Origin of the sequence: Enterococcus sp. DIV0210g (assembly GCF_050559705.1) — a bacterium.
GTDB classification, from domain to species: Bacteria; Bacillota; Bacilli; order Lactobacillales; family Enterococcaceae; genus Enterococcus_B; species Enterococcus_B faecalis_A.
On sequence record NZ_CP187903.1, the window covers coordinates 1,776,987 to 1,797,551 of the forward strand.

General features: G+C 39.7%; 25 protein-coding genes and 2 tRNA genes. 3 read left to right on the plus strand and 24 right to left on the minus strand.

All coding sequences use genetic code 11. The annotated features are described in order from the left end of the window. Positions 1-36: 36 nt before the first annotated feature. The 9 genes from ftsX to IGI64_RS08670 all read right to left on the minus strand — a co-directional run bounded on the left by ftsX (position 37) and on the right by IGI64_RS08670 (position 9,319). Positions 37-912, minus strand: a complete 876-nt coding sequence (gene ftsX, locus IGI64_RS08630; protein ID WP_016623477.1) for a permease-like cell division protein FtsX — start codon at positions 910-912, stop codon at positions 37-39. Then, positions 905-1,591, minus strand: a complete 687-nt coding sequence (ftsE, locus tag IGI64_RS08635) for a cell division ATP-binding protein FtsE (protein ID WP_016623476.1) — start codon at positions 1,589-1,591, stop codon at positions 905-907. The genes ftsX and ftsE overlap by 8 nt, the downstream gene beginning before the upstream one ends. Positions 1,592-1,707: 116 nt before the next feature. Continuing rightward, positions 1,708-2,809 (minus strand): peptide chain release factor 2 gene (prfB, locus tag IGI64_RS08640; protein ID WP_429940200.1). Its coding sequence is split into 2 segments (ribosomal slippage): positions 1,708-2,736 and positions 2,738-2,809, totalling 1,101 coding nucleotides; the frame shifts between segments, so codons are not numbered across the junction. 167 nt (positions 2,810-2,976) lie between these two features. After that, positions 2,977-5,511, minus strand: a complete 2,535-nt coding sequence (secA, locus tag IGI64_RS08645; RefSeq protein WP_429940201.1) for a preprotein translocase subunit SecA — start codon at positions 5,509-5,511, stop codon at positions 2,977-2,979. Between the two features lie 288 nt (positions 5,512-5,799). After that, positions 5,800-6,351 (minus strand): ribosome hibernation-promoting factor, HPF/YfiA family, encoded by a 552-nt coding sequence (hpf, locus tag IGI64_RS08650; RefSeq protein ID WP_016623473.1) that lies wholly within the window; start codon positions 6,349-6,351, stop codon positions 5,800-5,802. Between the two features lie 122 nt (positions 6,352-6,473). After that, complete coding sequence (locus tag IGI64_RS08655; protein ID WP_429940202.1) at positions 6,474-7,160, minus strand: ComF family protein; 687 nt, start codon at positions 7,158-7,160, stop codon at positions 6,474-6,476. Beyond that, entirely contained in the window at positions 7,157-8,470 is a 1,314-nt protein-coding gene (locus IGI64_RS08660; RefSeq protein ID WP_429940203.1) for a DEAD/DEAH box helicase, read from the minus strand. Before IGI64_RS08660 ends, IGI64_RS08655 begins: the two co-directional genes overlap by 4 nt. A 132-nt stretch (positions 8,471-8,602) precedes the next feature. Then, positions 8,603-8,923, minus strand: a complete 321-nt coding sequence (locus IGI64_RS08665; RefSeq protein WP_016623470.1) for a PTS sugar transporter subunit IIB — start codon at positions 8,921-8,923, stop codon at positions 8,603-8,605. Positions 8,924-9,028: 105 nt separating this feature from the next. Beyond that, a complete protein-coding gene (locus tag IGI64_RS08670) occupies positions 9,029-9,319 on the minus strand; it encodes a DUF7662 domain-containing protein (RefSeq protein WP_034861480.1) in 291 nt (96 codons plus the stop codon). 110 nt (positions 9,320-9,429) lie between these two features. Here IGI64_RS08670 and IGI64_RS08675 point away from each other — a divergent pair, with 110 nt between their 5' ends. Next, positions 9,430-10,077: a YigZ family protein gene (locus tag IGI64_RS08675; protein ID WP_429940204.1), complete on the plus strand. Its 648-nt coding sequence runs from the start codon at positions 9,430-9,432 to the stop codon at positions 10,075-10,077. Between the two features lie 168 nt (positions 10,078-10,245). On the opposite strand, the gene IGI64_RS08680 is transcribed toward IGI64_RS08675, so the two are convergent. The 3 genes from IGI64_RS08680 to IGI64_RS08690 are packed head-to-tail and all read right to left on the minus strand — an operon-like array spanning position 10,246 to position 12,349. Then, entirely contained in the window at positions 10,246-10,596 is a 351-nt protein-coding gene (locus IGI64_RS08680; protein ID WP_429940205.1) for an iron-sulfur cluster biosynthesis family protein, read from the minus strand. 42 nt (positions 10,597-10,638) lie between these two features. Further along, the gene (locus tag IGI64_RS08685; RefSeq protein WP_429940206.1) at positions 10,639-11,502 is read right to left on the minus strand and encodes a glycosyltransferase family 8 protein; all 864 of its coding nucleotides are present in this window, start codon (positions 11,500-11,502) and stop codon (positions 10,639-10,641) included. Beyond that, complete coding sequence (locus tag IGI64_RS08690) at positions 11,495-12,349, minus strand: glycosyltransferase family 8 protein (protein ID WP_016623465.1); 855 nt, start codon at positions 12,347-12,349, stop codon at positions 11,495-11,497. The genes IGI64_RS08685 and IGI64_RS08690 overlap by 8 nt, the downstream gene beginning before the upstream one ends. A 291-nt stretch (positions 12,350-12,640) precedes the next feature. On the opposite strand from IGI64_RS08690, the gene IGI64_RS08695 reads away from it, so the two are divergent. Both IGI64_RS08695 and IGI64_RS08700 read left to right on the plus strand, forming a co-directional pair. Beyond that, entirely contained in the window at positions 12,641-13,480 is an 840-nt protein-coding gene (locus IGI64_RS08695) for a Cof-type HAD-IIB family hydrolase (protein ID WP_429940207.1), read from the plus strand. An 85-nt stretch (positions 13,481-13,565) separates the two neighbouring features. Then, positions 13,566-14,393 carry a manganese catalase family protein gene (locus tag IGI64_RS08700; RefSeq protein WP_016623463.1) on the plus strand — a complete coding sequence of 276 codons (828 nt, stop codon included), beginning with the start codon at positions 13,566-13,568 and terminating at the stop codon, positions 14,391-14,393. Between the two features lie 49 nt (positions 14,394-14,442). On the opposite strand, the gene IGI64_RS08705 is transcribed toward IGI64_RS08700, so the two are convergent. The 12 genes from IGI64_RS08705 to IGI64_RS08760 all read right to left on the minus strand — a co-directional run bounded on the left by IGI64_RS08705 (position 14,443) and on the right by IGI64_RS08760 (position 20,559). Then, positions 14,443-15,150, minus strand: coding sequence for a GntR family transcriptional regulator (locus IGI64_RS08705; RefSeq protein ID WP_016623462.1), 708 nt, complete (start codon positions 15,148-15,150; stop codon positions 14,443-14,445). A 180-nt stretch (positions 15,151-15,330) separates the two neighbouring features. Then, the gene (locus IGI64_RS08710) at positions 15,331-15,501 is read right to left on the minus strand and encodes a hypothetical protein (RefSeq protein ID WP_195742387.1); all 171 of its coding nucleotides are present in this window, start codon (positions 15,499-15,501) and stop codon (positions 15,331-15,333) included. 112 nt (positions 15,502-15,613) lie between these two features. Then, positions 15,614-15,685: transfer RNA gene (locus IGI64_RS08715), tRNA-Gln, on the minus strand. Between the two features lie 8 nt (positions 15,686-15,693). Next, positions 15,694-15,774 (minus strand) — tRNA-Tyr (locus IGI64_RS08720). Positions 15,775-15,861: 87 nt separating this feature from the next. Further along, the gene (locus IGI64_RS08725) at positions 15,862-16,095 is read right to left on the minus strand and encodes a DUF2969 domain-containing protein (protein ID WP_016623460.1); all 234 of its coding nucleotides are present in this window, start codon (positions 16,093-16,095) and stop codon (positions 15,862-15,864) included. Positions 16,096-16,188: 93 nt separating this feature from the next. Then, positions 16,189-17,073 carry an ROK family protein gene (locus IGI64_RS08730; RefSeq protein ID WP_429940208.1) on the minus strand — a complete coding sequence of 295 codons (885 nt, stop codon included), beginning with the start codon at positions 17,071-17,073 and terminating at the stop codon, positions 16,189-16,191. An 88-nt stretch (positions 17,074-17,161) separates the two neighbouring features. Continuing rightward, entirely contained in the window at positions 17,162-17,611 is a 450-nt protein-coding gene (locus tag IGI64_RS08735) for a GNAT family N-acetyltransferase (protein WP_429940209.1), read from the minus strand. Then, complete coding sequence (yidD, locus tag IGI64_RS08740) at positions 17,608-17,898, minus strand: membrane protein insertion efficiency factor YidD (RefSeq protein WP_016623457.1); 291 nt, start codon at positions 17,896-17,898, stop codon at positions 17,608-17,610. The genes IGI64_RS08735 and yidD overlap by 4 nt, the downstream gene beginning before the upstream one ends. Positions 17,899-18,037: 139 nt before the next feature. Next, positions 18,038-18,214, minus strand: a complete 177-nt coding sequence (locus tag IGI64_RS08745; protein ID WP_016623456.1) for a DNA-directed RNA polymerase subunit beta — start codon at positions 18,212-18,214, stop codon at positions 18,038-18,040. A 12-nt stretch (positions 18,215-18,226) separates the two neighbouring features. Next, positions 18,227-19,528: a UDP-N-acetylglucosamine 1-carboxyvinyltransferase gene (gene murA, locus IGI64_RS08750; protein WP_016623455.1), complete on the minus strand. Its 1,302-nt coding sequence runs from the start codon at positions 19,526-19,528 to the stop codon at positions 18,227-18,229. A gap of 94 nt (positions 19,529-19,622) precedes the next feature. Then, positions 19,623-19,853, minus strand: coding sequence for a DUF1146 family protein (locus IGI64_RS08755; RefSeq protein ID WP_016623454.1), 231 nt, complete (start codon positions 19,851-19,853; stop codon positions 19,623-19,625). A 283-nt stretch (positions 19,854-20,136) separates the two neighbouring features. After that, the gene (locus IGI64_RS08760) at positions 20,137-20,559 is read right to left on the minus strand and encodes a F0F1 ATP synthase subunit epsilon (protein WP_016623453.1); all 423 of its coding nucleotides are present in this window, start codon (positions 20,557-20,559) and stop codon (positions 20,137-20,139) included. Between the last annotated feature and the right edge of the window lie 6 nt (positions 20,560-20,565).

Here is a 20,565-nt window from a genome sequence, read left to right on the forward strand (position 1 = left end):
TCAACTTCTTTGTCTGCGGTCTTATCATTCAATCCATTAAAATTTCAAGAATCTGCGCATTGAGATCACTGAACCTAATGATCCGATGATTACCCCAATACCAACCATCAATAGATTGATTCTCCAAACAAAATCTTCAGGATGAAGCAACGCGTAATTTGAACGCGGTGCAATCATTTGATAAATCTCGCGATACCCAAATGTCATGATCAAGACTGGGATGATCGCACCAATCAATCCGATCCAGCCGCCTTCTAAGAAGAAAGGCCAGCGGATATAGCCGTTTTTCGCACCAACCAAACGCATGATCTGGATCTCTCTTTGACGGGAAATGATTGTGATCCGAATGGTATTGGAAATCAGGAACATTGCTACAAATAACAGCAATGCAGCGGAGGCAAGTCCCCATGTCCGTACACCAGAGGCAATCTGGAAGATCCTATCTGATGATGTTCCACCGTAATCGGAGCGGAAAACATTTGGCAATTTCGACGCAGCTTCTGAGATATCTTTCGTATATTCTGGTTTCGTCGCGCTGACGATATATACGTCATATAAAGGATTGCTGTCTCCTTCAAACAAATTCCAAGCATCGCCCATTGCATCTTGGATTTTTTTCAACTCATTTTCTTTGCTGGAAAAAACGACTTTATCGACATGATCGATTTCGCCTAGTTCTTTTTCCAGTTTATCCATATCTTCTTGTTTTGTACCGATATCAACAAAAACAGAAACTTCGACATTTCCTTCGACGTCTTGAGCAAATTTCGTCGCATTCATGATGATCGCCATGAAAATACCTACCAGCGTCAACGTGATCGTCACTGCACTGACAGAAGCGATCGTCATCCAGCCGTTTCGTTTCAGGCTTTTGATACTTTCTAAAAGATGACGGAAAAAGGTTCTAATCATCGTATCCGTATTCCCCTTCCGCTTGGTCGCGAATGATGCGGCCGTTTTCGATTGCTATAACGCGATGGCGGATCGTGTTAACGATCGTGCTGTTATGTGTAGCCATCACGACAGTTGTTCCTTGTGCATTAATCCGGTCTAATAATTTCATGATTTCCCATGAATTTTCCGGGTCAAGGTTCCCTGTTGGTTCATCAGCGATCAGGACTTTTGGTGTATTCACGATTGCACGAGCAATTGATACACGCTGCTGCTCCCCGCCAGATAATTCACTTGGGAATACACGGACTTTATGTTTCAGACCGACTAAATCAAGGACTTCCATCACGCGTTTTTTGATATCTCGCGGTTTGCGTCCGATAACTTGCATCGCATAAGCGACATTTTCATAAACTGTCTTTTTAGGAAGCAGTTTATAATCTTGGAAAACGACTCCGATTTCACGTCGCAAATAAGGCACTTCACGTTCTTTGATCGACAGCAAGTCATGACCTGCTACGTTCAATGTTCCTTGTGTGGCTTTTTCTTCGCGATACATCAACTTGATAAATGTAGATTTCCCCGCCCCAGACGGACCAACTACATAAACAAACTCTCCTTGATCAATATTGACCGAGAGATTTCGGATGGCAGTCGTACCATTGGAGTACTTCTTCATTACATCCTGCATTTCAATCATATTATCTCTCCATATCTTTTTTCTGTCTTCAGATAATTATAGCATGAGAACATTTCAAAGTGCTTTCAAAGTTTTACAGTTTCATTTCAATTGTACATTTTCTGAGCCAAATCCTTTTATTGAAGGTTCATTTTTAAGTATGCATCAATAAATTCATCCAAATCGCCATCCATTACTGCTTGGACATTTCCCGTTTCATGGTTTGTCCGGTGATCTTTGACCATTGAATACGGATGGAAAACATACGAACGGATTTGTGAGCCCCAGCCGATCTCCAGCTGTTCCCCACGTAATGCGGCTGCTTCTTGTTCTTTTTTCTCTACTTCTAATTGATACAATTTTGCTTTCAGCATGCCCATTGCTTGCTCTCTATTTTTCAACTGTGAACGTTGCGCTTGACTGGCTACGACCGTTCCAGTTGGCAAGTGAGTGATACGAACGGCAGATTCTGTTTTATTGATATGCTGACCGCCAGCCCCGCTTGCTCGATACGTATCGATCTTCAAGTCGTCTGGATTGATGGCAATATCGATTTCTTCATTTAATTCTGGCATGACATCCACGGAACAAAAAGAAGTATGTCTTCTTTTCGCAGAATCAAAAGGTGAGATCCGGACCAAACGATGTACGCCCTTTTCTGATTTCAAATAACCAAATGCGTTATGTCCTTTGATCAAAAGCGTCACACTCTTGATCCCAGCTTCGTCTCCGGCTTGGTAATCAAGTGTTTCTACCTGATATCCATGCTGTTCTGCCCAACGTGTATACATACGTAAAAGCATACTGCCCCAGTCTTGAGACTCTGTTCCGCCAGCACCGGGATGAAGTTCAACGATTGCATTGTTACGGTCATACGGTCCATCTAAAAGCATAGATAATTCGTAGGATCTCAAACGTTCATCTAATGTCTTCAAACGATTTTCCAGCTCTTGCTGCATGTCGGCATCCGGTTCTTCTTGCAGCATTTCTGCCATCAACCCTAGTTCTTCCCATTCTTCTGATAATTGATGGAACTGATCGTAGGTTTCTTTATTCGCGTTGTTTTCATTGATGAGTTTTTGTGCTTCTTCGCTGTTATCCCAGAAACCTGGTTCAGCCATTTTGTGTTCCGCTTCTGCGATGTCTTCTTCTAGTTGATCTAAGTCAAAGAGACCTCCTGAAACTTGTGATTTTTTCTTCCATTTCTTGCAATAGATTACGTATTTCTGCGATTTCCATTTTGTTTCCTTCTTTCAGCAGTTAGTTTGTTGATTATTTTGAAATGTTTGATTTCTGCCTGAAACAGTAAAATCCATGATCTAGGAAACACAAGAAGCTGTTTCTAGTTCATGGATCTACTGGAATCAGAACACTTGAAGAAATTTTCTTCTGTGTTTTGTCAGGAATTAGAATTCATTTTTTCCATGACAATTTTTATATTTTTTCCCGCTTCCGCAAGGACATGGATCATTTCGTCCCACTTTTTCTACACGAACGGGTTGTTTTTTCGCACTTGTATTGCTTTGGCTTTGTGCTGTTTGTTCTGCTGGATGATTTGTCTCACCAGCTGCTACTTGTTCGCGTTGGATGTTTTGACGGATCTCTGCTTTCATGAATAGACGTGTTACTTCATATTCAATTGCACCGACCATGTCTTCAAACATTTTGTAGCCTTCTGTTTGATATTCGACTAATGGATTGTTTTGTCCGTAAGCACGAAGTCCGATTGATTGACGCAGCTGATCCATTGCATCGATATGATCGGTCCATTTTGAGTCAACAACACGCAAGATAACAACTTTTTCAAATTCCAATAGCTGTTCTGGACCATTCAAGTGGCTTGCTTTTGTATTAAAGACTTCTTGCGCTCTTTCATTCAAATAATCTTTGATTTCTTGCGGCGATTTTCCTTCGATATCTGCGAGAGAAATCGTATCTTCATGGACTAATGTATTGCCGGCAAAATCAACGATACCTTCTAAGTTCCAATTGCTTTTTTCTAATTGTGTATGCGCATCGACTACGCGGCTGATCGTACGTTTGACCATATTCATCAATTGTTGTGACAAGCTGTTTTCTTCCATGATCACATCTTGACGCTGGCTGTAGATTACTTCACGCTGTTCACGCATCACATCGTCATATTGCAAGACGTTTTTACGTGTATCATAGTTGTTTCCTTCCACACGTTTTTGGGCAGATTCAACTTGACGGCTAAGCATTTTACTTTGGATAACTGCATCTTCTTCGCCGATCTTCAAGCGGTCCAAGAAAGCTTTGATTCGTTCTGAACCAAAACGTTTCATCAAATCATCCTCTAGAGATAGGTAAAATTGAGACATACCTGGGTCCCCTTGACGTCCGGCACGTCCACGCAGCTGATTGTCGATACGACGTGATTCATGTCGTTCTGTACCGATAACTGCTAGTCCGCCTAGCTCTCTGACACCAAGTCCCAACTTGATATCTGTACCACGTCCGGCCATGTTGGTCGCAATCGTTACTGCGCCTTTTTGTCCAGCATTCATGATGATTTCTGCTTCTTTAAAGTGATTTTTCGCATTCAAGACTTCATGCGGTACTTTTTCTTGGTTCAGCATATCTGATAATAATTCAGATGTCTCAACAGCAACTGTACCAACCAAGACAGGCTGTCCTTTACGGTAGCGGTCTTTGATATCTTGGACAACTGCTTTGAATTTGCTTTCCAATGTTGGATAAAGCAAGTCTGCACGGTCATCACGAATCACAGGTTTGTTTGTAGGGATTTGGAAAACTTGGATATTGTAGATTTCGCGGAATTCTTCTTCCTCTGTTTTCGCTGTCCCTGTCATACCTGATAATTTTTTGTACATACGGAAATAGTTCTGGAAAGTGATCGTTGCCATCGTTTTTGTTTCGTCTTCGATCTCAACGCCTTCTTTTGCTTCGATTGCTTGGTGCAAACCATCTGAATAACGGCGGCCATCCATGATACGACCAGTAAATTGGTCAACGATCAATACTTTTCCTTCTTGTACAACGTAATCGATGTCGCGCAGCATGATGTAGTTGGCACGAAGCGCTTGGTCCATATGGTGCGTCAACGCTGTATTTTCGATATCGTACAGGTTCTCAAGCCCAAATGTTTCTTCTGCTTTTTCGATCCCTGCTTCTGTTAAGCCAATCGTTTTTGATTGGATATCGATTTTGTAGTCTTCGTCTTCTTTCAAGCGTTTGACAAAGTTATCTGTTCTTGTATATAAAGCAGTTGATTTTTCTGCTTGTCCAGAAATGATCAATGGTGTTCTTGCCTCATCGATCAAAATCGAGTCTACTTCATCGACGATTGCATAGTTCAAAGGACGCTGTACCATTTGATTGCGGTAAACGACCATGTTGTCTCTTAAATAGTCAAATCCTAATTCGTTATTTGTACTATAAGTAATATCACAATTATAAGCAGCACGTTTTTCGTCTGAAGATTTTGAGTTGATATTCAAACCAACACTTAATCCTAAGAAATTATAAAGTTCGCCCATTTCAGAAGCATCACGTGTTGCTAGATATTCATTGACTGTAACTACATGGACCCCTTCGCCAGTCAACGCATTCAAATAAACAGGCATCGTCGCTGTCAATGTTTTCCCTTCACCTGTACGCATTTCAGGGATATTTCCGTCATGCAGAACGATCCCACCCATAAGCTGTACATGATATGGGTAAAGACCTAGTACGCGCTTTGCGGCTTCGCGTACGACCGCAAATGCTTCTGGAAGCAATTGATCCAATGTCTCGCCTTTTTTGTATCTTCCTTTGAATTCCTCGGTTTTTGCTTGTAATTGTTCATCTGTCAAAGCAGCCATCGTATCCGCGTATGCTTCTACTTTTTTGGCAATGCTGTCTAAACGTTTGATTTCTTTTTTATCATTTTCGATGATTGTACGTATAAAATTCGCCATGCGTTATTTAATCTTCCTTTCTTCGTATGTATCTCACTCGCTATGTAGACTCTCCCATCTATTTTATCACTACTTTTGTATAAATGAAATATAATAATTACTCGAAACAATAGTTTAAGAAAAACTATGAGTTTCGGCAAAGGGAGGTCTGGCGTTATGACAATACCACGGAATGTTTTGTTTTCCAACGATAACGAACGTTTTTATAAAAACCTTGAATATTCTTTCCTATATAAAACAAAAAGGACAGCGGCGAGCGCTGTCCTTGTTCTTTTGCTATTTAACGAATCAGTCTGTTTCGATCAAGCCGTATTTGCCGTCTTTCCGACGATAAACGATGCTTGTTCCATTTGTTTCTGCATCTTCAAAGATGAAGAAGTTGTGTCCAAGCATGTTCATTTGTAAAACAGCTTCTTCGCTATCCATTGGTTTTAATGATAGACGTTTTGTGCGAACGATGTCCAACGCTGAATCATTTTCTTCTTCGTTTTCTTCATTGAAAAATACCGCTGCATCTGCTGTATTCACAGCTGTTTCTCTTGATTTACGGTTGATTTTTGTTTTGAATTTACGAATTTGGCGTTCTAATTTATCAACAACCAGATCAATACTTGCATATAAGTCTGGTGAAGTTTCTTCTGCACGCAACACAAGGTATGGTAACGGGATCGTTACTTCTACTTTTGCTGTTTTTTCAGTGTATACTTTTAGGTTTACGTGAGCTGTAGCTTCGGGTGCATCACTGAAGTAGCGTTCTAATTTGCCTACTTTTTTTTCAACGTAATCGCGAATTGCTTCTGTTACTTCGATATTCTCTCCGCGTACATTATATCTAAACATAAAAATTACCCCTTTCGTCTACCACTATCAAGAAGGAGAAGGACCACTCTTTCCCTCTTCTTAATTCTATTATATCGAACTCTTTCCCTTTTGCAAACTAAATCGCTACCAAACTTGTGTATTTATCGTGCTAAAGAAAACGTTCGGATGATTTGGGGCTTTTGCGGCAAAAGAGCTTCAGCAGCATGAAATAATGTTCGACCTGTCGTATATACATCGTCGACCAACAGGATCTTCTGCCCGATTATTTTTTCTTTTTCACCGCAAAATCGAAAGATCTGTTTCATGTTTAAGCGTTCATTCCGCGTTTTTTGGGCTTGCGGCGCTTCGTTGACAGAGCGTTCTAAAAATAACTGATAAGAAATATTGGCTGCAGAAAGCATCTGGCTGACTTGATTGAAGCCTCTCGTTTTTTGTCTTTCAGACGATAAAGGGATTGGACAAATCAAAAAACCAGGAAATCGTCTGGACAATGTTTTCCATTCTCGTGAAAAAGTTGTCGCTAAAGCAATGTCCCCCATGAACTTATATTGATATACCCATTCTTGCATTGTTTTATCATATTGAAAAAAAGCCCGATGACAAAAATCATAATCAGGATATTGTTCTTTCCAATAACGGCAATCCTCACAGATTTCAGATGACAGCTGGATTTTTTGACAAGTTTTGCAGACTGATTCTTCAGGAAGCCGTTGAAAAAGCTGACGGCATTCTGCGCACAATTCGTTTTCTGTAATCGATTTGATTCCTAACACTTCTAAAATATCAAGGTTTCGAATAATAGCGGAACGGCAAAAGGAGCAATTCATCGAAGCAGCGCCCCTTTTTTGTTCATCTCTTGGATTTCTTGTACTGCTTTTTGGATCGCTGCTGTTTTTTCATGGTAAAAAAAGCAGACTCTGCTGTTTGTATAGCCGCCTTTTCGATCTGCTCTGCCAGCTATTTGGACTAAAGCTGCTTTCGTAAACACTTGATGATCCGCACCTAAAACGACGACAGATAATCGTTCAAACGTAACGCCCCGCTCAAGGATCGTGCTTGTCAGCAAGATATCGTAGGCCTTTTCTCTCATCGCAGCTACTTTTTCTGCTCGCTGCTCATCTTCGGAAGAAACTGAACCAATAGTAAGTTCCGGCAGCCAGTTTTTCAACTGCTTTTCCAATTGGAGCATCAATGAGATCGTAGGGCAAAAAAGCAAAAGATCATTTTGTTTCTTTAACTCGAGCAAAAGACGCAAAAAACGTTTTGCTTTGCGCTTCTTCAAGCAATTCCTTCGCCAATGATTCCAGAAAAACAATTCGGGTTCCGGAAGCGGCCGCCGATGAAAACGTAATGGCAGCTGATGGACCAGTAAACCTTCTGTCTGCTTGCGCAGTTTTTCGTCTGGTGTCGCACTTAGATAAATGAATTTGCCTGTCTTTTTCAGTGCTGTTTGAACTGCCGAAGCTAAGCCTTTATCACCTGCATAAGGAAACGCATCAATTTCATCAACGACTAAAACATCAAAAGCCTGATAGAAACGATACAGCTGATGCGTCGTGCATACGACAAATGGATGATAGGAGCCATCCCAACTTTCTTTTCCGTGAAAAAGTCCGATTTTTTCTTCAGGGAAAACTTTGGAAAAACGAAGATGCAACTCAATACAAACATCTACTCTAGGAGAAACCACTGCGGCTCTGCCCCCACTGGATAATGCAGCCAGAAGCAGCGGATACAGCATCTCAGTTTTCCCTGCTCCTGTGACGGCCCATATTAAATGGTCTTGTGTCAGCTTAGGATCATTTAATTTCTGCGCAATCGCTGCTTGTTCTTTTGTCAATGTCCCTTGCCAGTCAAAAACGACTTTTCTCGGCGGCAAATCTGGCTGTTTGACCAAAATCAGTTTCTGGGTCGTATCGCAGCGCCCCAAGAAAAGACAGTGCGGACAATAAAAATCTTGTTCATTCAAGCGAGCTGCTGCTTTCGTCGTCGCCACTTTGCACCTTTGGCAGATGACTTCTTTTTTTAAGATAGTCAGTGCATTGATCACCACATCGGCTTTTTCTTCTATAGATAGTGAATACTTTTCTACTTCTCGGGACAACACTCTTCGTCCCCCAAAAATCGGTTCCTCCATCATCCTCCCCCTTTCATTATCCATATACGCAAAAGAAAATAAAAAACCGCAAAACATAAAAAATGTTTTGCGGATACTTCATTGTAGTTAAAACTTATAGTTGATCGATTGAGTCATCGATTATTTTTTGGTTTATTCGCCGATCAGCGTCAATGCTTGCTGTAATACTTTTTCTCCGTTCATCATTCCGTAATCTGCCATATTGATGACATCAAGCGGGATTCCTTTCGGCTCAAGACGTTTTTCAAAATCGCCTCGCATAAAGCGTACTTGTGGTCCTAATAATAAAACATCGACATCTTTATTTGCAATGTTGTTGTCCGCATCTGAAGCAGAGACCGCGAAGATATCAGAGTCGATGCCCTGAGCTTCTGCTGCTTTCTGCATTTTTGTTACTAATAAACTAGTGCTCATTCCTGCTGAACAAACAAGCATGATTGTTTTTTTCGCCATAATAATCTCTCCTTTTCCAACTGAGGAATAGAAAAGCAATCGCTTTCATTCCTTGTTTTTATTATAGTCCAATCTGAATGTTTGTCAACGCTTTCTTGGTGTTCTTTAGTTATTGATAAACCAACTGGATTTGACTAATTTGTTGAAGACGACATATTCTTTTTCTAAGTTGATGAATACCACTTCATAGCCGGCATTTAACCAACCATACGCGCCGTTTTCAGAATGTTTATAATCATTCGCCCACCACTCTGCCGTTTTTCTTGCAGTATTGGGCAATCCGCTTCTTGGAAAAAGCAGTTCGTCAAATTGTGTAAATGTCAGTGTGACTTGAGAACCGCCATTTGTTTTCAGATAATGTGTGATCACATCGTATTTTTTATTTTTATCTTTCATGACCAGACCTCTGCTCTTTTTCTTTACTTTTATTATCCCACACTTAACGGAAACCGCAAGTTGAAACCTCACGCTAAATTGCCTATACTGAAAAAAAGGAGCGTGAAGAAATGCTTGAACGTTATCGAACAGTCAAAGAAAATGGCGAAGTCGAAATCGAAATAAAAAAATCCCGCTTCATTTGTTCGCTGAGACGCGTTACAACAGAAGAAGAAGCAAAACAATTTATTCAGGAAAAAAAGAAAGAACATTGGAAAGCCAATCACAATTGCAGCGCCATGATTATTGGTGAAAAAAGTGAGATCCTCCGCAGCAGTGATGACGGTGAACCAAGCGGAACTGCAGGCATACCTATGCTGGAAGTATTGAAACAAAATCAGCTGATCAACGTTTCCGCTGTCGTTACACGCTATTTTGGCGGGATTAAACTAGGGACGGGCGGTCTGATTCGCGCCTATACACAATCGGTCGCGCAAGCTTTAAAAGAAATCGGCATCGTTGAAGGTACCTTGCAGCAAGAATTGTTTATTCAAATCACGTACCCGCAATTAGGAAAAGTAGAAAACTTTTTGACACTCAAAAATCACACCGTGAAAGAAACACTGTACACCGACAATGTAACGGTCGTTTGTCTAATAGATGAAAATGAGCTGTCAGTTGTCAAAGAAGAACTAACCGATTTATTGAATGGTCAAGTCCAGTTTGATGAGGGCGAACGTCTCTACAATGAACAGTTGGTTACTGCAGAAAATGGATAAATCAGTGACTTTTTCTACTTTTTGAACTTCATTATTTTTGCACGCTGAAAAGAGGCTGGATTATTCGACATCCAGCCTCTTTTAAATTGGTATGATTGTATCCACGTGTATCTCCTTAAACATTTGGCACAAAGTTTTTGGATAACTTTTCCTAATAGAACGAACAGATCAACTAAAAAATGTTTCTTTCAATTTGATATTGTAATCCAATACTGTTAGTTCATTTCTTAGTAAAAAGCTATTCAAAAGATCGTTATATTCTAATTGCGGATTCATTCCTAAGAATCGGCATTCTTTTTGTGAAGTGTAAATATCGAACAGCGAATGATCGATCTTGATTCGATAGCTGTCAAATTTCGGTTTGCCTGGAATGATTTGGAAATAGCTTCCTTTTGCTGAGGCAAGATTCCCGCTGAAAACTGGGTCTTTTCCATCAATCAGCGCCAATGTCAAGCCGTCTTCACAGCAAATTCGTTGTTTTAATTTTTCTTCTGCATTCATTGTTAAAGTTAATTCCATCCAAATTCCCCCTTTAGTGTGTCTTTTATCTTTTTCTTGTGCTTACATCATTTGAAGTTCTTCGTTCAAATACTGGAAAGCTGTCATATCAGCATATTTTGTATAATATTTTTTCGTTGGTCCATTGAATGCTGGGCTCCAAGGTTTCACGTGACCTGAAAAATGGATGATCGAAGGATTTGCACGTGCTTCTTTATATTCCTGCTCCCCGCGTAATGTTGGGTGATGTTTTTCTTTCGACATGATGTACCCTTGCGCATTCCATTTTGGATGCAAGATCGCCCATTGATCATGGAGGATTGCATTCAATGCATCTTGGTCATGGAATCTCAACTTCTCTGGATTGTCTGCGATAAACGCAAGAACGCGTTCTGTTATGTTTTCTTCTAGCCATTTTTCTACATCGATCAACATAAAGCCAGAATTGAAATAGCGTGTCGATTTTACAGGAATATTCATTTTTTCTAAACGTTGGTGGAATCCAGCATCTTCGACAGCAGCTAAGATATTTTCACCCAATTCTAATTCCCATAATTTTGAAACATCGTCTAATGCAATCATGTCGCAATCTAGATACAACAGACGATCAACATCTGTTCCAGCAAATAATTCTGGGATAGCGATGCGATAATAAGCTGTTTCTGGAATACGATCACTGACTACGACATTTTTAAAGAATTTTTTATCGACTGTCAGGAAATCCACATCAGCATTCAAGCTATAATTCGATACCGATAAACGGAGCATTTGTTTGCTGTCATAATCGATATTGTCGTCGATAACATAAAAGTGGAAAAAGACATCTGTTTTTTTGCAATTGTCTAATACAGAGATAAACAATGCTGCTAAATGCGGGGTAAATCTAGCATTACAGCTAGATACGATTGTGATTTCTTTTTTATTCATTGATGATCCCTACTTTCATTAATTTACTTTTGGAAAGCTCCTCTAGATAAATCTCTTTATATGGATGGTATTCCAACGTATTCCATGGTTTGTCATGCCCGGTAAAGTGCACGATAGCTGGTGCTTCGTTTCCTTCTTTATACAAACGTTCATATGTTTCATTCGGTGCTTTGTGTTTATTGAAAATCAAGGATGACTGCATGTTCCATTTTGGATGTACAGATTTCCAATTTTCATAAAGGACAGCATTTAGCGCGTCTTGATCGTGATAGATGATCCGATCTCCGTTTGTGCGCAAGTACTGGATCGTTTTTTGTGTAATATTTTGTTCACGCCACTTTTTCAAATCTACAAGCATAACGCCTGAATTGAAGTAATAATCATCAGAGTCTATACCTAAACGTCCCAAGGCTTTTGCTTGACCAGGATCGATCACAGCGCCGATAACTTTTCCTTCTAAATCTTCGTCATACAATTCAGTGATATCACTTAACACTAAAGTATCTGAATCAACATAAAGGACTTTTTCATAATGATATTCTTCTAATAGTTCTGGTAATGAGATTCGAAGATAAGCAGTTGTCGTGATATGGTCGCTTACTAAGAAATCTTCGTATACCTCTTTGTCAGTTGTTAAAAAGTAAATGTTCGCATCTTCCGAACTTGATTTAACTGTTTCTTTAAGTTTTTCTTTGCTTGCCTCTGTAATTCCGTCATCAATCACATAAAAGTAAACATCTTTTGATTGATCGCATTTTTCCAATACTGAACGTATCATCACGCTCAAGTAAGGAGCGTAATTTTCGTCTGAAGCAGTAACGACGGGGATGATCTTTTTGCTGTTCATCTTAAATCCTCTCCTTCTTATCTTTTTTTAATGTTTCACATTTACTAGCGTAGTACGATAATTTGAAATTAGCAAAAAATATGCTTGGTTTTTTTATTTATATTAATTTATTCATTTCTAGAAAGCCCTTTAACAAAGGAACTTGTATAGGAAAGTGAATACTTTTCTTAATATGTTTGTATTTTATTAATATCTATTTATTTTCTTAAATGATAAAAAGCATTTTATTTCCATTTTAGGCAAAAATATTCTAATCTAAAATTAATCTTTTATACGAAAGGGAGTTTATTTATGAAATTAGCAGCGATTGATCTAGATGGCACTTTGCTGAATAGCCAAGGCGAGATATCCGAGGAGAATAAAGCTGCTTTAACAGCTTTTAAACAGGACGGCGGAATCGTTACGATTGCAACGGGCAGAAATTTAGACGGCGGCCGAGAAATTTTTTCTCAACTGGAATTGGAAGGCTACTTGCTTGCTTCCAACGGTGCTTGTGTCGCGCGCACAGACAAAGGTGCAATCAAAGAAATCCTGAAAACTGAAAGGATCGAGACAGAAACGACCAAAGAATTGTTTCGTTTAGCGGCTGAACAAAAAGTAGCGATCATTGCCAGCAGAGATGGTCAAGATGATCAGCTTTCTTTTGACGAATCAGGCATTGCATCCAACAATCCTTACTACAAACAGTTCAATATCAATGAACAAGATTACGAAGAATTTGAAAAACATTTTGATCGTTACTCTTCAGACTATTTGAAGATTGTTTTGACCGACAAAAATGAAACAAAATTGCAAAATTTACAGAAAAGATTACTTGAAAAAGAAATAATTTCAGTCTTTTCCGATCCGCACTTTTTGGAAATTTCTCCAAAAGGAATCAATAAAGCGGAATCTTTGCACTTTTTAGCTAAAAACTTAGGCTTATCAAAAAATGATATCGTCGCATTTGGCGATCAAGAAAACGACATTGATATGCTTAAATACAGCGGCACAGCGATTGCGATGCAAAATGCACAGCCAATCGTCAAAGAAATCGCTGATACGATCACTGGTACCAATGATGAAAATGGCGTCGCTCAATTTCTAGAAGAATTTTGCAGCGAAGAAGAAATTAAAGAAGTGACAACGTAAAAATAGTGCAAGCCTTTTCTTTGAAAAAAAACAGCATTTGTATTATTAATGGAATTGTACCAATAAAAAAACAGGAGGTATTTTAATGTTTAGACATCAGAAAGAACTGCAATTCGAGGCAAAACCTGAAAGACCAAATCCATTGATCGCAAAGTACTTGCAAGAATTGATCGGTGGACAATACGGAGAAATGAGCGTAGCGATGCAATATCTATTCCAAGGCTGGAGCTGCCGCGGAGAAGAAAAATATAAAGATATGTTGATGGATATCGCAACCGAAGAACTCGGTCACGTAGAAATGCTGGCAACGATGGTGGCTCGACTATTAGAAGATGCACCTGTTGAAGACCAAGAAAATGCAATGAAACAAGACCCAACGATTGCTGCTGTAATTGCGGGCATGAATCCTCAACAAGCAATCGTAGCTGGCTTAGGTCCACGTCCTGCTGACAGTGTCGGTAATCCATGGAATGGTGGATATATCGTAGCCAGCGGTAACATGCTAGCAGATTTCCGCGCAAACTTGAATGCAGAATCGCAAGGAAGATTACAAGTAGCTCGTATTTACGAAATGATCGATGACCGCGGCGTCAAAGATCTTTTATCCGTTTTATTAGCACGAGACAGCTATCATCAAAATCTATGGGCTGCTGCTGTCAAAGAATTAGAAGAAACAGAAGGCGGCATCTTGGTACCAACTACCTTCCCTCGTGAAAATGAGCGGAAAGATATCGCTTATGACTTCTATAATTTCTCTGAAGGCGATGAAAGCAAAACAGGTTCATGGGCAAGCGGTCCTGCACTTGACGGTGAAGGCGAATATCAATGGCTAGATGAACCTAAAGTGGAAGGTAAAGCACCAAAACTTAAACCTGTTACACCAAAAATGTATGGTACGCCTAAACCAAAATAAGAAACAAAAAACGCCTGGAAAGATAAACTTTCCAGGCGTTTTTATTGGTTTATTTTTCTAAATAGAATTCAAATCGGTTGCCGACATATTGTGTGCGGACATATTCAAATGGTATACCATCATCAAAATAAGAAACTTGGCGCAAACGCAAGACTGCTTCGCCTCTTTTGATTTCAAGATACTCAGCAATCTGCTCAGAAGCCAGCATGGCGGAAATCGTTTGGTTTGCATGGCCGATTTTTTTTCCGCCTTTTTGTTCTAATGTATGATAAAAAGAATCAGTGATCTCAGCTTTGCTGTATCCTTCGATCAATTTTTGCGGAATACTTGCCACCTCAAAACAGATCGGTACATTATCGGCGTAACGGATACGTTCCATCCGCAAGATCGTTTCATCTTTATCAAGCGAAAGTTTTTCCATCTCGCTAGAACTTGGAGAAGTCAAAAAGTAAGAGACTGTCTTACTTGATGGGATGCGATTTTGCGATTTCATGATTTCAGTGAAACTAGTTGTCCCTGACATCTTTTCTTGAACTTTTTCGCTAGCAACATAGGTACCGGAACCAATCTTTCTTTCCAAGATTCCTTCATCTGCCAGATTTTTGATTGCTTGTCTAAGTGTCATGCGGCTTACATTGAATTTTGCTGCCAGCTCTCGTTCAGAAGGAAGGCGATCACCAATTTTCCAGACACCTTTCTCAATCTCATTCTTTAATTGGTCATGGATTTGGATATAAACTGGTAATTGATTCGTCATACTTTTCACCCTTCCGCTCGTTTTCTTTATTATAACTGGTATATACCTAATTAACAACCTGAAATAACCATTCGATTCGAATTCAGGTAGTTTCTGCTCATTGTGTTTCCAAATCGGTTAAAAATAACAAAAAAGCCGAAAAACATCTTTTTAGGATGCCAGCCGGCTTTTCTTGTTATTTTAATGGTTTTTAGCAGCCCATTTTTTAGTATGGCTTGTCGGACGTTTTCCTTTGACTTGTACCATCTTCTCTGCTTTTTTCGGCAGATGCAATTCTATGTTGTACTTGTCGGATTTGACCATGTCATAAAGCTTCTCAGCTGTTTCATCGACTTTTTCTTTCCATTTCATCTCACTCATCCTCCATTCCTTTTATTTAACTTTAGCTTAAAATGGCTGATGCTTCAAGAAATAGGTACTTGCAATAAAAAAAACTAAGCATGATCGCTTAGTTTCACTCGAACTGGGGTAGCTGGATTCGAACCAACGCATGAGGGAGTCAAAGTCCCTTGCCTTACCGCTTGGCTATACCCCAAAGATAAATGGAGGAGAGTGGATTCGAACCACTGAACCCTAAGGAACGGATTTACAGTCCGTCGCGTTTAGCCACTTCGCTACTCCTCCGAAAGGTTTGTATCAACCTGACTTAGTTATAATACCTAATTTTTCAGTTTTTTGCAACCCTTTATTGAAAATTTTTTTGATATTTTTTTAATCGTGCAGATTCCATTGGCGAATGATGGTTTCTATAGCATTATCAACGCTTTTTTCACGGCCAACTTCTTCTTCATTCATAAATACAACAAAATCTTTTGGTCCATAAGCTAAGATCTCGCCAATCATTTTTTTCCCAATAAATAACTGAGTGACTGCATATTTGGTTCCTTTGATGGCTTTTTCTGTTTCCTCGATCCGTACTTCGATATCTTTATTCTTTTTTGACATAAAATTCACCTCCCGCTCATTTTACCATATTTCGATAAAAAAAAGATACTTCACGAGCGATTTGCTGTGAAGTAAATCTGTTCTTTAAAAAAACTATACCTCTCTTTGCTGCCGCGCAAAATAATTAGCCGCTGCGCCGACAAGGTTTGCATCATTTCGATAATCGCAAAGAACGATTCTGGGCACAAAATCATATAATCCGTACTTCTCCAGCAACCTTTCCATGCGCTGATTGATTTCATCAAGCAATCCTTCTTTGGCAGAGACGCCGCCTCCTAAAACAATGACTTCTGGATCAAAAGAAAACTGGATACTGAACAATCCTTTAGTCAAATACTCATAAAAGGCGCTGACTTCTTCTTGCGCGATCGGATCACCTTCTTCAGCCAAATGAAAGACATCTTTTCCGCTGTAAGTCATTTTGTCCACACCTTTTCGTTCACAGTAACGAAAAGCCATCTGAACAGCTGTTCCTAACTCACTGAACGTTTTATCGTTTTCTAAAAACATCAGACCAAATTCGCCGCCATAAAGATGAGCACCTTTTGACAGTTGTCCTTTTGTGAACAGCGCGCCGCCGATTCCTGTGCCAATCACTACAAAAGCCGCATCTTGGTTCTCTTTTGCTGCGCCCTCATAAAATTCGGCCATTCCTGCGCAATTGGCGTCATTTTCTATCGTCACAGGCAGTTGGAATAAGGTTTCCAGCTCTTTGAAAATATTGAATCTGTGGATATATGGAATTGCACTGATGCCTTCGATCATTTGTTTTTCACTGTTTACGACGCCTGGCGCACTGATACCGACACCTTCGATTGGCGCATGATTTTTCATTTCAAGAAACACATCATATAAATCCGCTTTCATTTCTTCCCAAGATGAAGAAGTCGAAAATTGGTCTACCTTTTCTAAACGCTGTCCATTCCAATAACCGTATTTGACAGCTGAACCGCCAAAGTCATAAACTAAAATACCCATCTGATCCCCCACTTTCATGTATATATTTATTTTAAACGAGAATGTTAGCGCATGCAATTTCTTTTCTGATAATAAAAAAGACTGTCATTTAAAGTTTGACAGCCAAAGTTACTTGATCTTTTAATAATTGACCATCTTCGTAGATTGGTTCAGCATAATTTTTGAGAAAATAATCTTTTTCTCGCGCGATTTCTATGAATCCTTTTTTCTTATATAAGTGAAGTGCCGCTGAAGTGATACTTCCTGTACGAATGATGATTTTTTCTTGTGTCGTTTTTTCAGCTGCCATTTGAGCAAAGGCCGCGTCGATCAGTTTACTGCCAATACCACGACTTTGTACAGCTGGGGCCACTGCTACGTTCATGATCTCAAATTGTGTTTGCTGATTTTGATAAATAAGGACGCCCAACGTCATTTGATCCTCTTTCCAAATGATCCCCTCGCTAGAAGCGATGTAACTTTTTACTTTTTCTAGATCAGGATCAGCATCCAAAAGAAGCGGCCATGGCAGATTGGTTTTATCCAACGGCTGAATCATTGATGACTTCCTTTCTGTTTATAATAACGATAATTCGGCTGTTCTTTGTCTTTCGTATTTCTGGTTAGTTGAAAGTGGAGCGGCACATAGTCGATCCCGCCTTTTACAAACGGATGGCATCTCAAGATCCTTGCAGTTCCCATAACAGCTCCTTTTAACGCTCCATGCTCTTGAATGGCTTGTATCGTGTAATTTGAGCATGTCGGATAATAACGGCAGCTAGGAGGGAAAAGAGGCGAAATAAAGCGCTGATAGCCTCTCACTAATAAAATAAATAACTTCTTCATAAAATCCTTCTTTCAGTATAGCTATGTAACAAAATAATTGACTTTATAAACAGCTAAGCAAAAATCGTGAAAAATAATCTATTTTCCACGACTTAGCTGAACGTTGAGAGGAAACTTCTCTCCTCTCAAACAAAACTATTTAATTAAAGAAATCAACGATATGGAGCCAAAGATCTGGTTGGAAAACCCGAAAAGGATTCCCGCCGCCGATCACTCCGTATCCAATCATGGTCCCGATGATAAATAAAATAAAAATCAACAAGAGAACAATCAAAATCTTCATCAACGTCAACAAAATATATCGACTGTTGCTCATTCGGACACTTCCTTATGCGATAGTTTGGGCAGTTTGTTCTGCTGGCGATTTGTCGATTTCTACACGTTCAACGTTTGCGCCAAGCTGTTGCAGTTTGATATGGAAATTATAATAGCCGCGATCTAAATATTTCAAATTGCGTACACGTGTGACTCCATTTGCTTTCAAACCAGCTAAAACAAGTGCTGCTGCTGCACGCAAATCTGTTGCATAGACTTCTGCTCCTTGCAATTCATGCGTACCATCTAAAATAGCAATATTGCCATCGATTTTCATGTGTGCATTCATTCTGCGCATTTCTTCCAAATGTTGGAATCGGTTTTCGAAAACAGTTTCTGTTACGACACTTGTACCGTTTGCCACTAATTGGATCGCAGTCATTTGTGCTTGCATATCTGTTGGGAAACCAGGATGAGGCATTGTTTTCACATCAGTAGGCAAGATTGTTTTAGGTCCGATGACGCGGACGCCGTTTTCTTCTTCAATGATTTCAGCACCCATTTCCACTAATTTTGAGATCAATGGACGATTGTGTTCTGAAATAGCATCTGCAATCAATACATTTCCTTCTGTCATTGCCGCAGCGACCATGAATGTACCTGCTTCGATTCTGTCTTGAACGATCGAATGTTTCACTGCATGGAGATGATCGACACCTTCGATACGCATTGTTTCTGTTCCAGCACCATAAACGTTTGCACCCATCTTGTTCAAGATATTTGCTAAGTCGACGATTTCTGGTTCACGCGCAACGTTTTCAATGATTGTTGTTCCTTTAGCTTTAACAGCTGCCATCATGATATTTTGTGTCGCGCCGACGCTAGGGAAATCTAGATAGATCGTATTTCCTTTCAATTCATCTGCGATTGCTTCGATGTACCCATTTTTTTGGATGATTTTCGCGCCTAAAGCTTGGAATCCTTTTAAATGCAGATCAATAGGTCGTTTGCCGATTGCGCATCCGCCAGGCATAGCTACTTTTGCATGGCCGTTTCTTGCCAATAAAGGACCCATAACTACGATTGATGCTCTCATTTGGCTTACATATTCATATGGTGCTTCTATTTCTAATTGTCTAGATGCATCAATTGTCACTCGGTTTTGTGTTTCGTCAAAATCAATGTCCACGTTCAAATGACGAATAACTTGGTTCATTGTGAAGACATCAGAAAGGATCGGAACATTGTCCAATGTCGTAGTACCTTCTTCAGCCAACAAACTAGCAGCTAAAATCGGTAATACAGCGTTTTTAGCTCCTTCAATCTTTACGGTTCCCTTTAAAGGGTTGCCGCCTTGCACGATGATTTCTTCCATGTTGTTCCCCCCAAAAAATTCCAATGAGCATAAAAATGCCCACAATCTTTACTATTATATCATCTTTACTTTTAAAATAGTACCTTTTTTTAAATCAGAAGCTGACAAACAAGTTTCTGCATAACGCGATTATCTCTAGAAAAAAAGAGCTCGCTGTATAACCTAAAAATATCGAAAACAGAACGATTGCCATCCGGACTTGTGTCGTATGCAGCGATTTAAAAAATGCTTCTACGCGTAAAGAACGTAATGACCAAAATGCGAGATAAATAAACGCAAGATGACTAACGATTCGTATAATTGCGTCGATTCCATAAACTTGCATAAAAACGTCCTTTCTTTAGAGAAAATGAATAATCTCAATAAATTGATAATACCACATATTAAGAAAAAGGAAAAATAACTGATTCTTTTTGCCTCTTAAAAAGGTTAAAACGGTAACAAAAACCTTGACTAAGGCGTTTTCACAGCTGTTTTTCTTTTTTTAAATCGTTATTTTTAATCGCCTGAGGAAACAATAGACCATTTCCAGCAAAATTACAACCATTTTTCTTGACAATAAAAAAAGCCTGCTGCTCAAACAGATTTTTGTTTGAGCAGCAAACTTTTTAAGAGTGTTTCGAAACTTTGATACGGTTGATTGCTCGATGCAACGCAACAGTTGCACGACGCAATTCATCCACATCTTCTTTTTGTTTGGCTTCTTCGATTTGGCGTTCCGCACGTTGTTTTGCTCGTTCTGCACGAGAAAGATCGATATCTCGTTCCCGTTCAGCACTATCAGCAATAATCGAAACAACGTTATCACGGACTTCCATGATTCCGCCGTTGACAGCGATCCAGTCCACGTGCGTATCAGAGTCGGTACGTTTTACGCGGACTTCATCGATCACTAGAGGAACGATGATTGGCGCATGTTTTGGCAAAATACCGATTTCTCCGGCAGTTGTCCGTGCGACAACAATGGCTGCGTGGTGATCATAGACCAGTCCGTCGGGAGTAACCACATTGACTGTTAAATATTGATCCATGGGGCA

Bases quoted from the DNA above. Each gene is read 5' to 3' on its own strand.
- ftsX (WP_016623477.1), bottom strand. From the start codon at position 912: ATGATTAGAACCTTTTTCCGTCATCTTTTAGAAAGTATCAAAAGCCTG.
- ftsE (WP_016623476.1), bottom strand. From the start codon at position 1,591: ATGATTGAAATGCAGGATGTAATGAAGAAGTACTCCAATGGTACGACT.
- secA (WP_429940201.1), bottom strand. From the start codon at position 5,511: ATGGCGAATTTTATACGTACAATCATCGAAAATGATAAAAAAGAAATC.
- hpf (WP_016623473.1), bottom strand. From the start codon at position 6,351: ATGTTTAGATATAATGTACGCGGAGAGAATATCGAAGTAACAGAAGCA.
- IGI64_RS08655 (WP_429940202.1), bottom strand. From the start codon at position 7,160: ATGAATTGCTCCTTTTGCCGTTCCGCTATTATTCGAAACCTTGATATT.
- IGI64_RS08660 (WP_429940203.1), bottom strand. From the start codon at position 8,470: ATGGAGGAACCGATTTTTGGGGGACGAAGAGTGTTGTCCCGAGAAGTA.
- IGI64_RS08665 (WP_016623470.1), bottom strand. From the start codon at position 8,923: ATGGCGAAAAAAACAATCATGCTTGTTTGTTCAGCAGGAATGAGCACT.
- IGI64_RS08670 (WP_034861480.1), bottom strand. From the start codon at position 9,319: ATGAAAGATAAAAATAAAAAATACGATGTGATCACACATTATCTGAAA.
- IGI64_RS08675 (WP_429940204.1), top strand. From the start codon at position 9,430: ATGCTTGAACGTTATCGAACAGTCAAAGAAAATGGCGAAGTCGAAATC.
- IGI64_RS08680 (WP_429940205.1), bottom strand. From the start codon at position 10,596: ATGGAATTAACTTTAACAATGAATGCAGAAGAAAAATTAAAACAACGA.
- IGI64_RS08685 (WP_429940206.1), bottom strand. From the start codon at position 11,502: ATGAATAAAAAAGAAATCACAATCGTATCTAGCTGTAATGCTAGATTT.
- IGI64_RS08690 (WP_016623465.1), bottom strand. From the start codon at position 12,349: ATGAACAGCAAAAAGATCATCCCCGTCGTTACTGCTTCAGACGAAAAT.
- IGI64_RS08695 (WP_429940207.1), top strand. From the start codon at position 12,641: ATGAAATTAGCAGCGATTGATCTAGATGGCACTTTGCTGAATAGCCAA.
- IGI64_RS08700 (WP_016623463.1), top strand. From the start codon at position 13,566: ATGTTTAGACATCAGAAAGAACTGCAATTCGAGGCAAAACCTGAAAGA.
- IGI64_RS08705 (WP_016623462.1), bottom strand. From the start codon at position 15,150: ATGACGAATCAATTACCAGTTTATATCCAAATCCATGACCAATTAAAG.
- IGI64_RS08710 (WP_195742387.1), bottom strand. From the start codon at position 15,501: ATGAAATGGAAAGAAAAAGTCGATGAAACAGCTGAGAAGCTTTATGAC.
- IGI64_RS08725 (WP_016623460.1), bottom strand. From the start codon at position 16,095: ATGTCAAAAAAGAATAAAGATATCGAAGTACGGATCGAGGAAACAGAA.
- IGI64_RS08730 (WP_429940208.1), bottom strand. From the start codon at position 17,073: ATGGGTATTTTAGTTTATGACTTTGGCGGTTCAGCTGTCAAATACGGT.
- IGI64_RS08735 (WP_429940209.1), bottom strand. From the start codon at position 17,611: ATGATTCAGCCGTTGGATAAAACCAATCTGCCATGGCCGCTTCTTTTG.
- yidD (WP_016623457.1), bottom strand. From the start codon at position 17,898: ATGAAGAAGTTATTTATTTTATTAGTGAGAGGCTATCAGCGCTTTATT.
- IGI64_RS08745 (WP_016623456.1), bottom strand. From the start codon at position 18,214: ATGAGCAACAGTCGATATATTTTGTTGACGTTGATGAAGATTTTGATT.
- murA (WP_016623455.1), bottom strand. From the start codon at position 19,528: ATGGAAGAAATCATCGTGCAAGGCGGCAACCCTTTAAAGGGAACCGTA.
- IGI64_RS08755 (WP_016623454.1), bottom strand. From the start codon at position 19,853: ATGCAAGTTTATGGAATCGACGCAATTATACGAATCGTTAGTCATCTT.
- IGI64_RS08760 (WP_016623453.1), bottom strand. From the start codon at position 20,559: ATGGATCAATATTTAACAGTCAATGTGGTTACTCCCGACGGACTGGTC.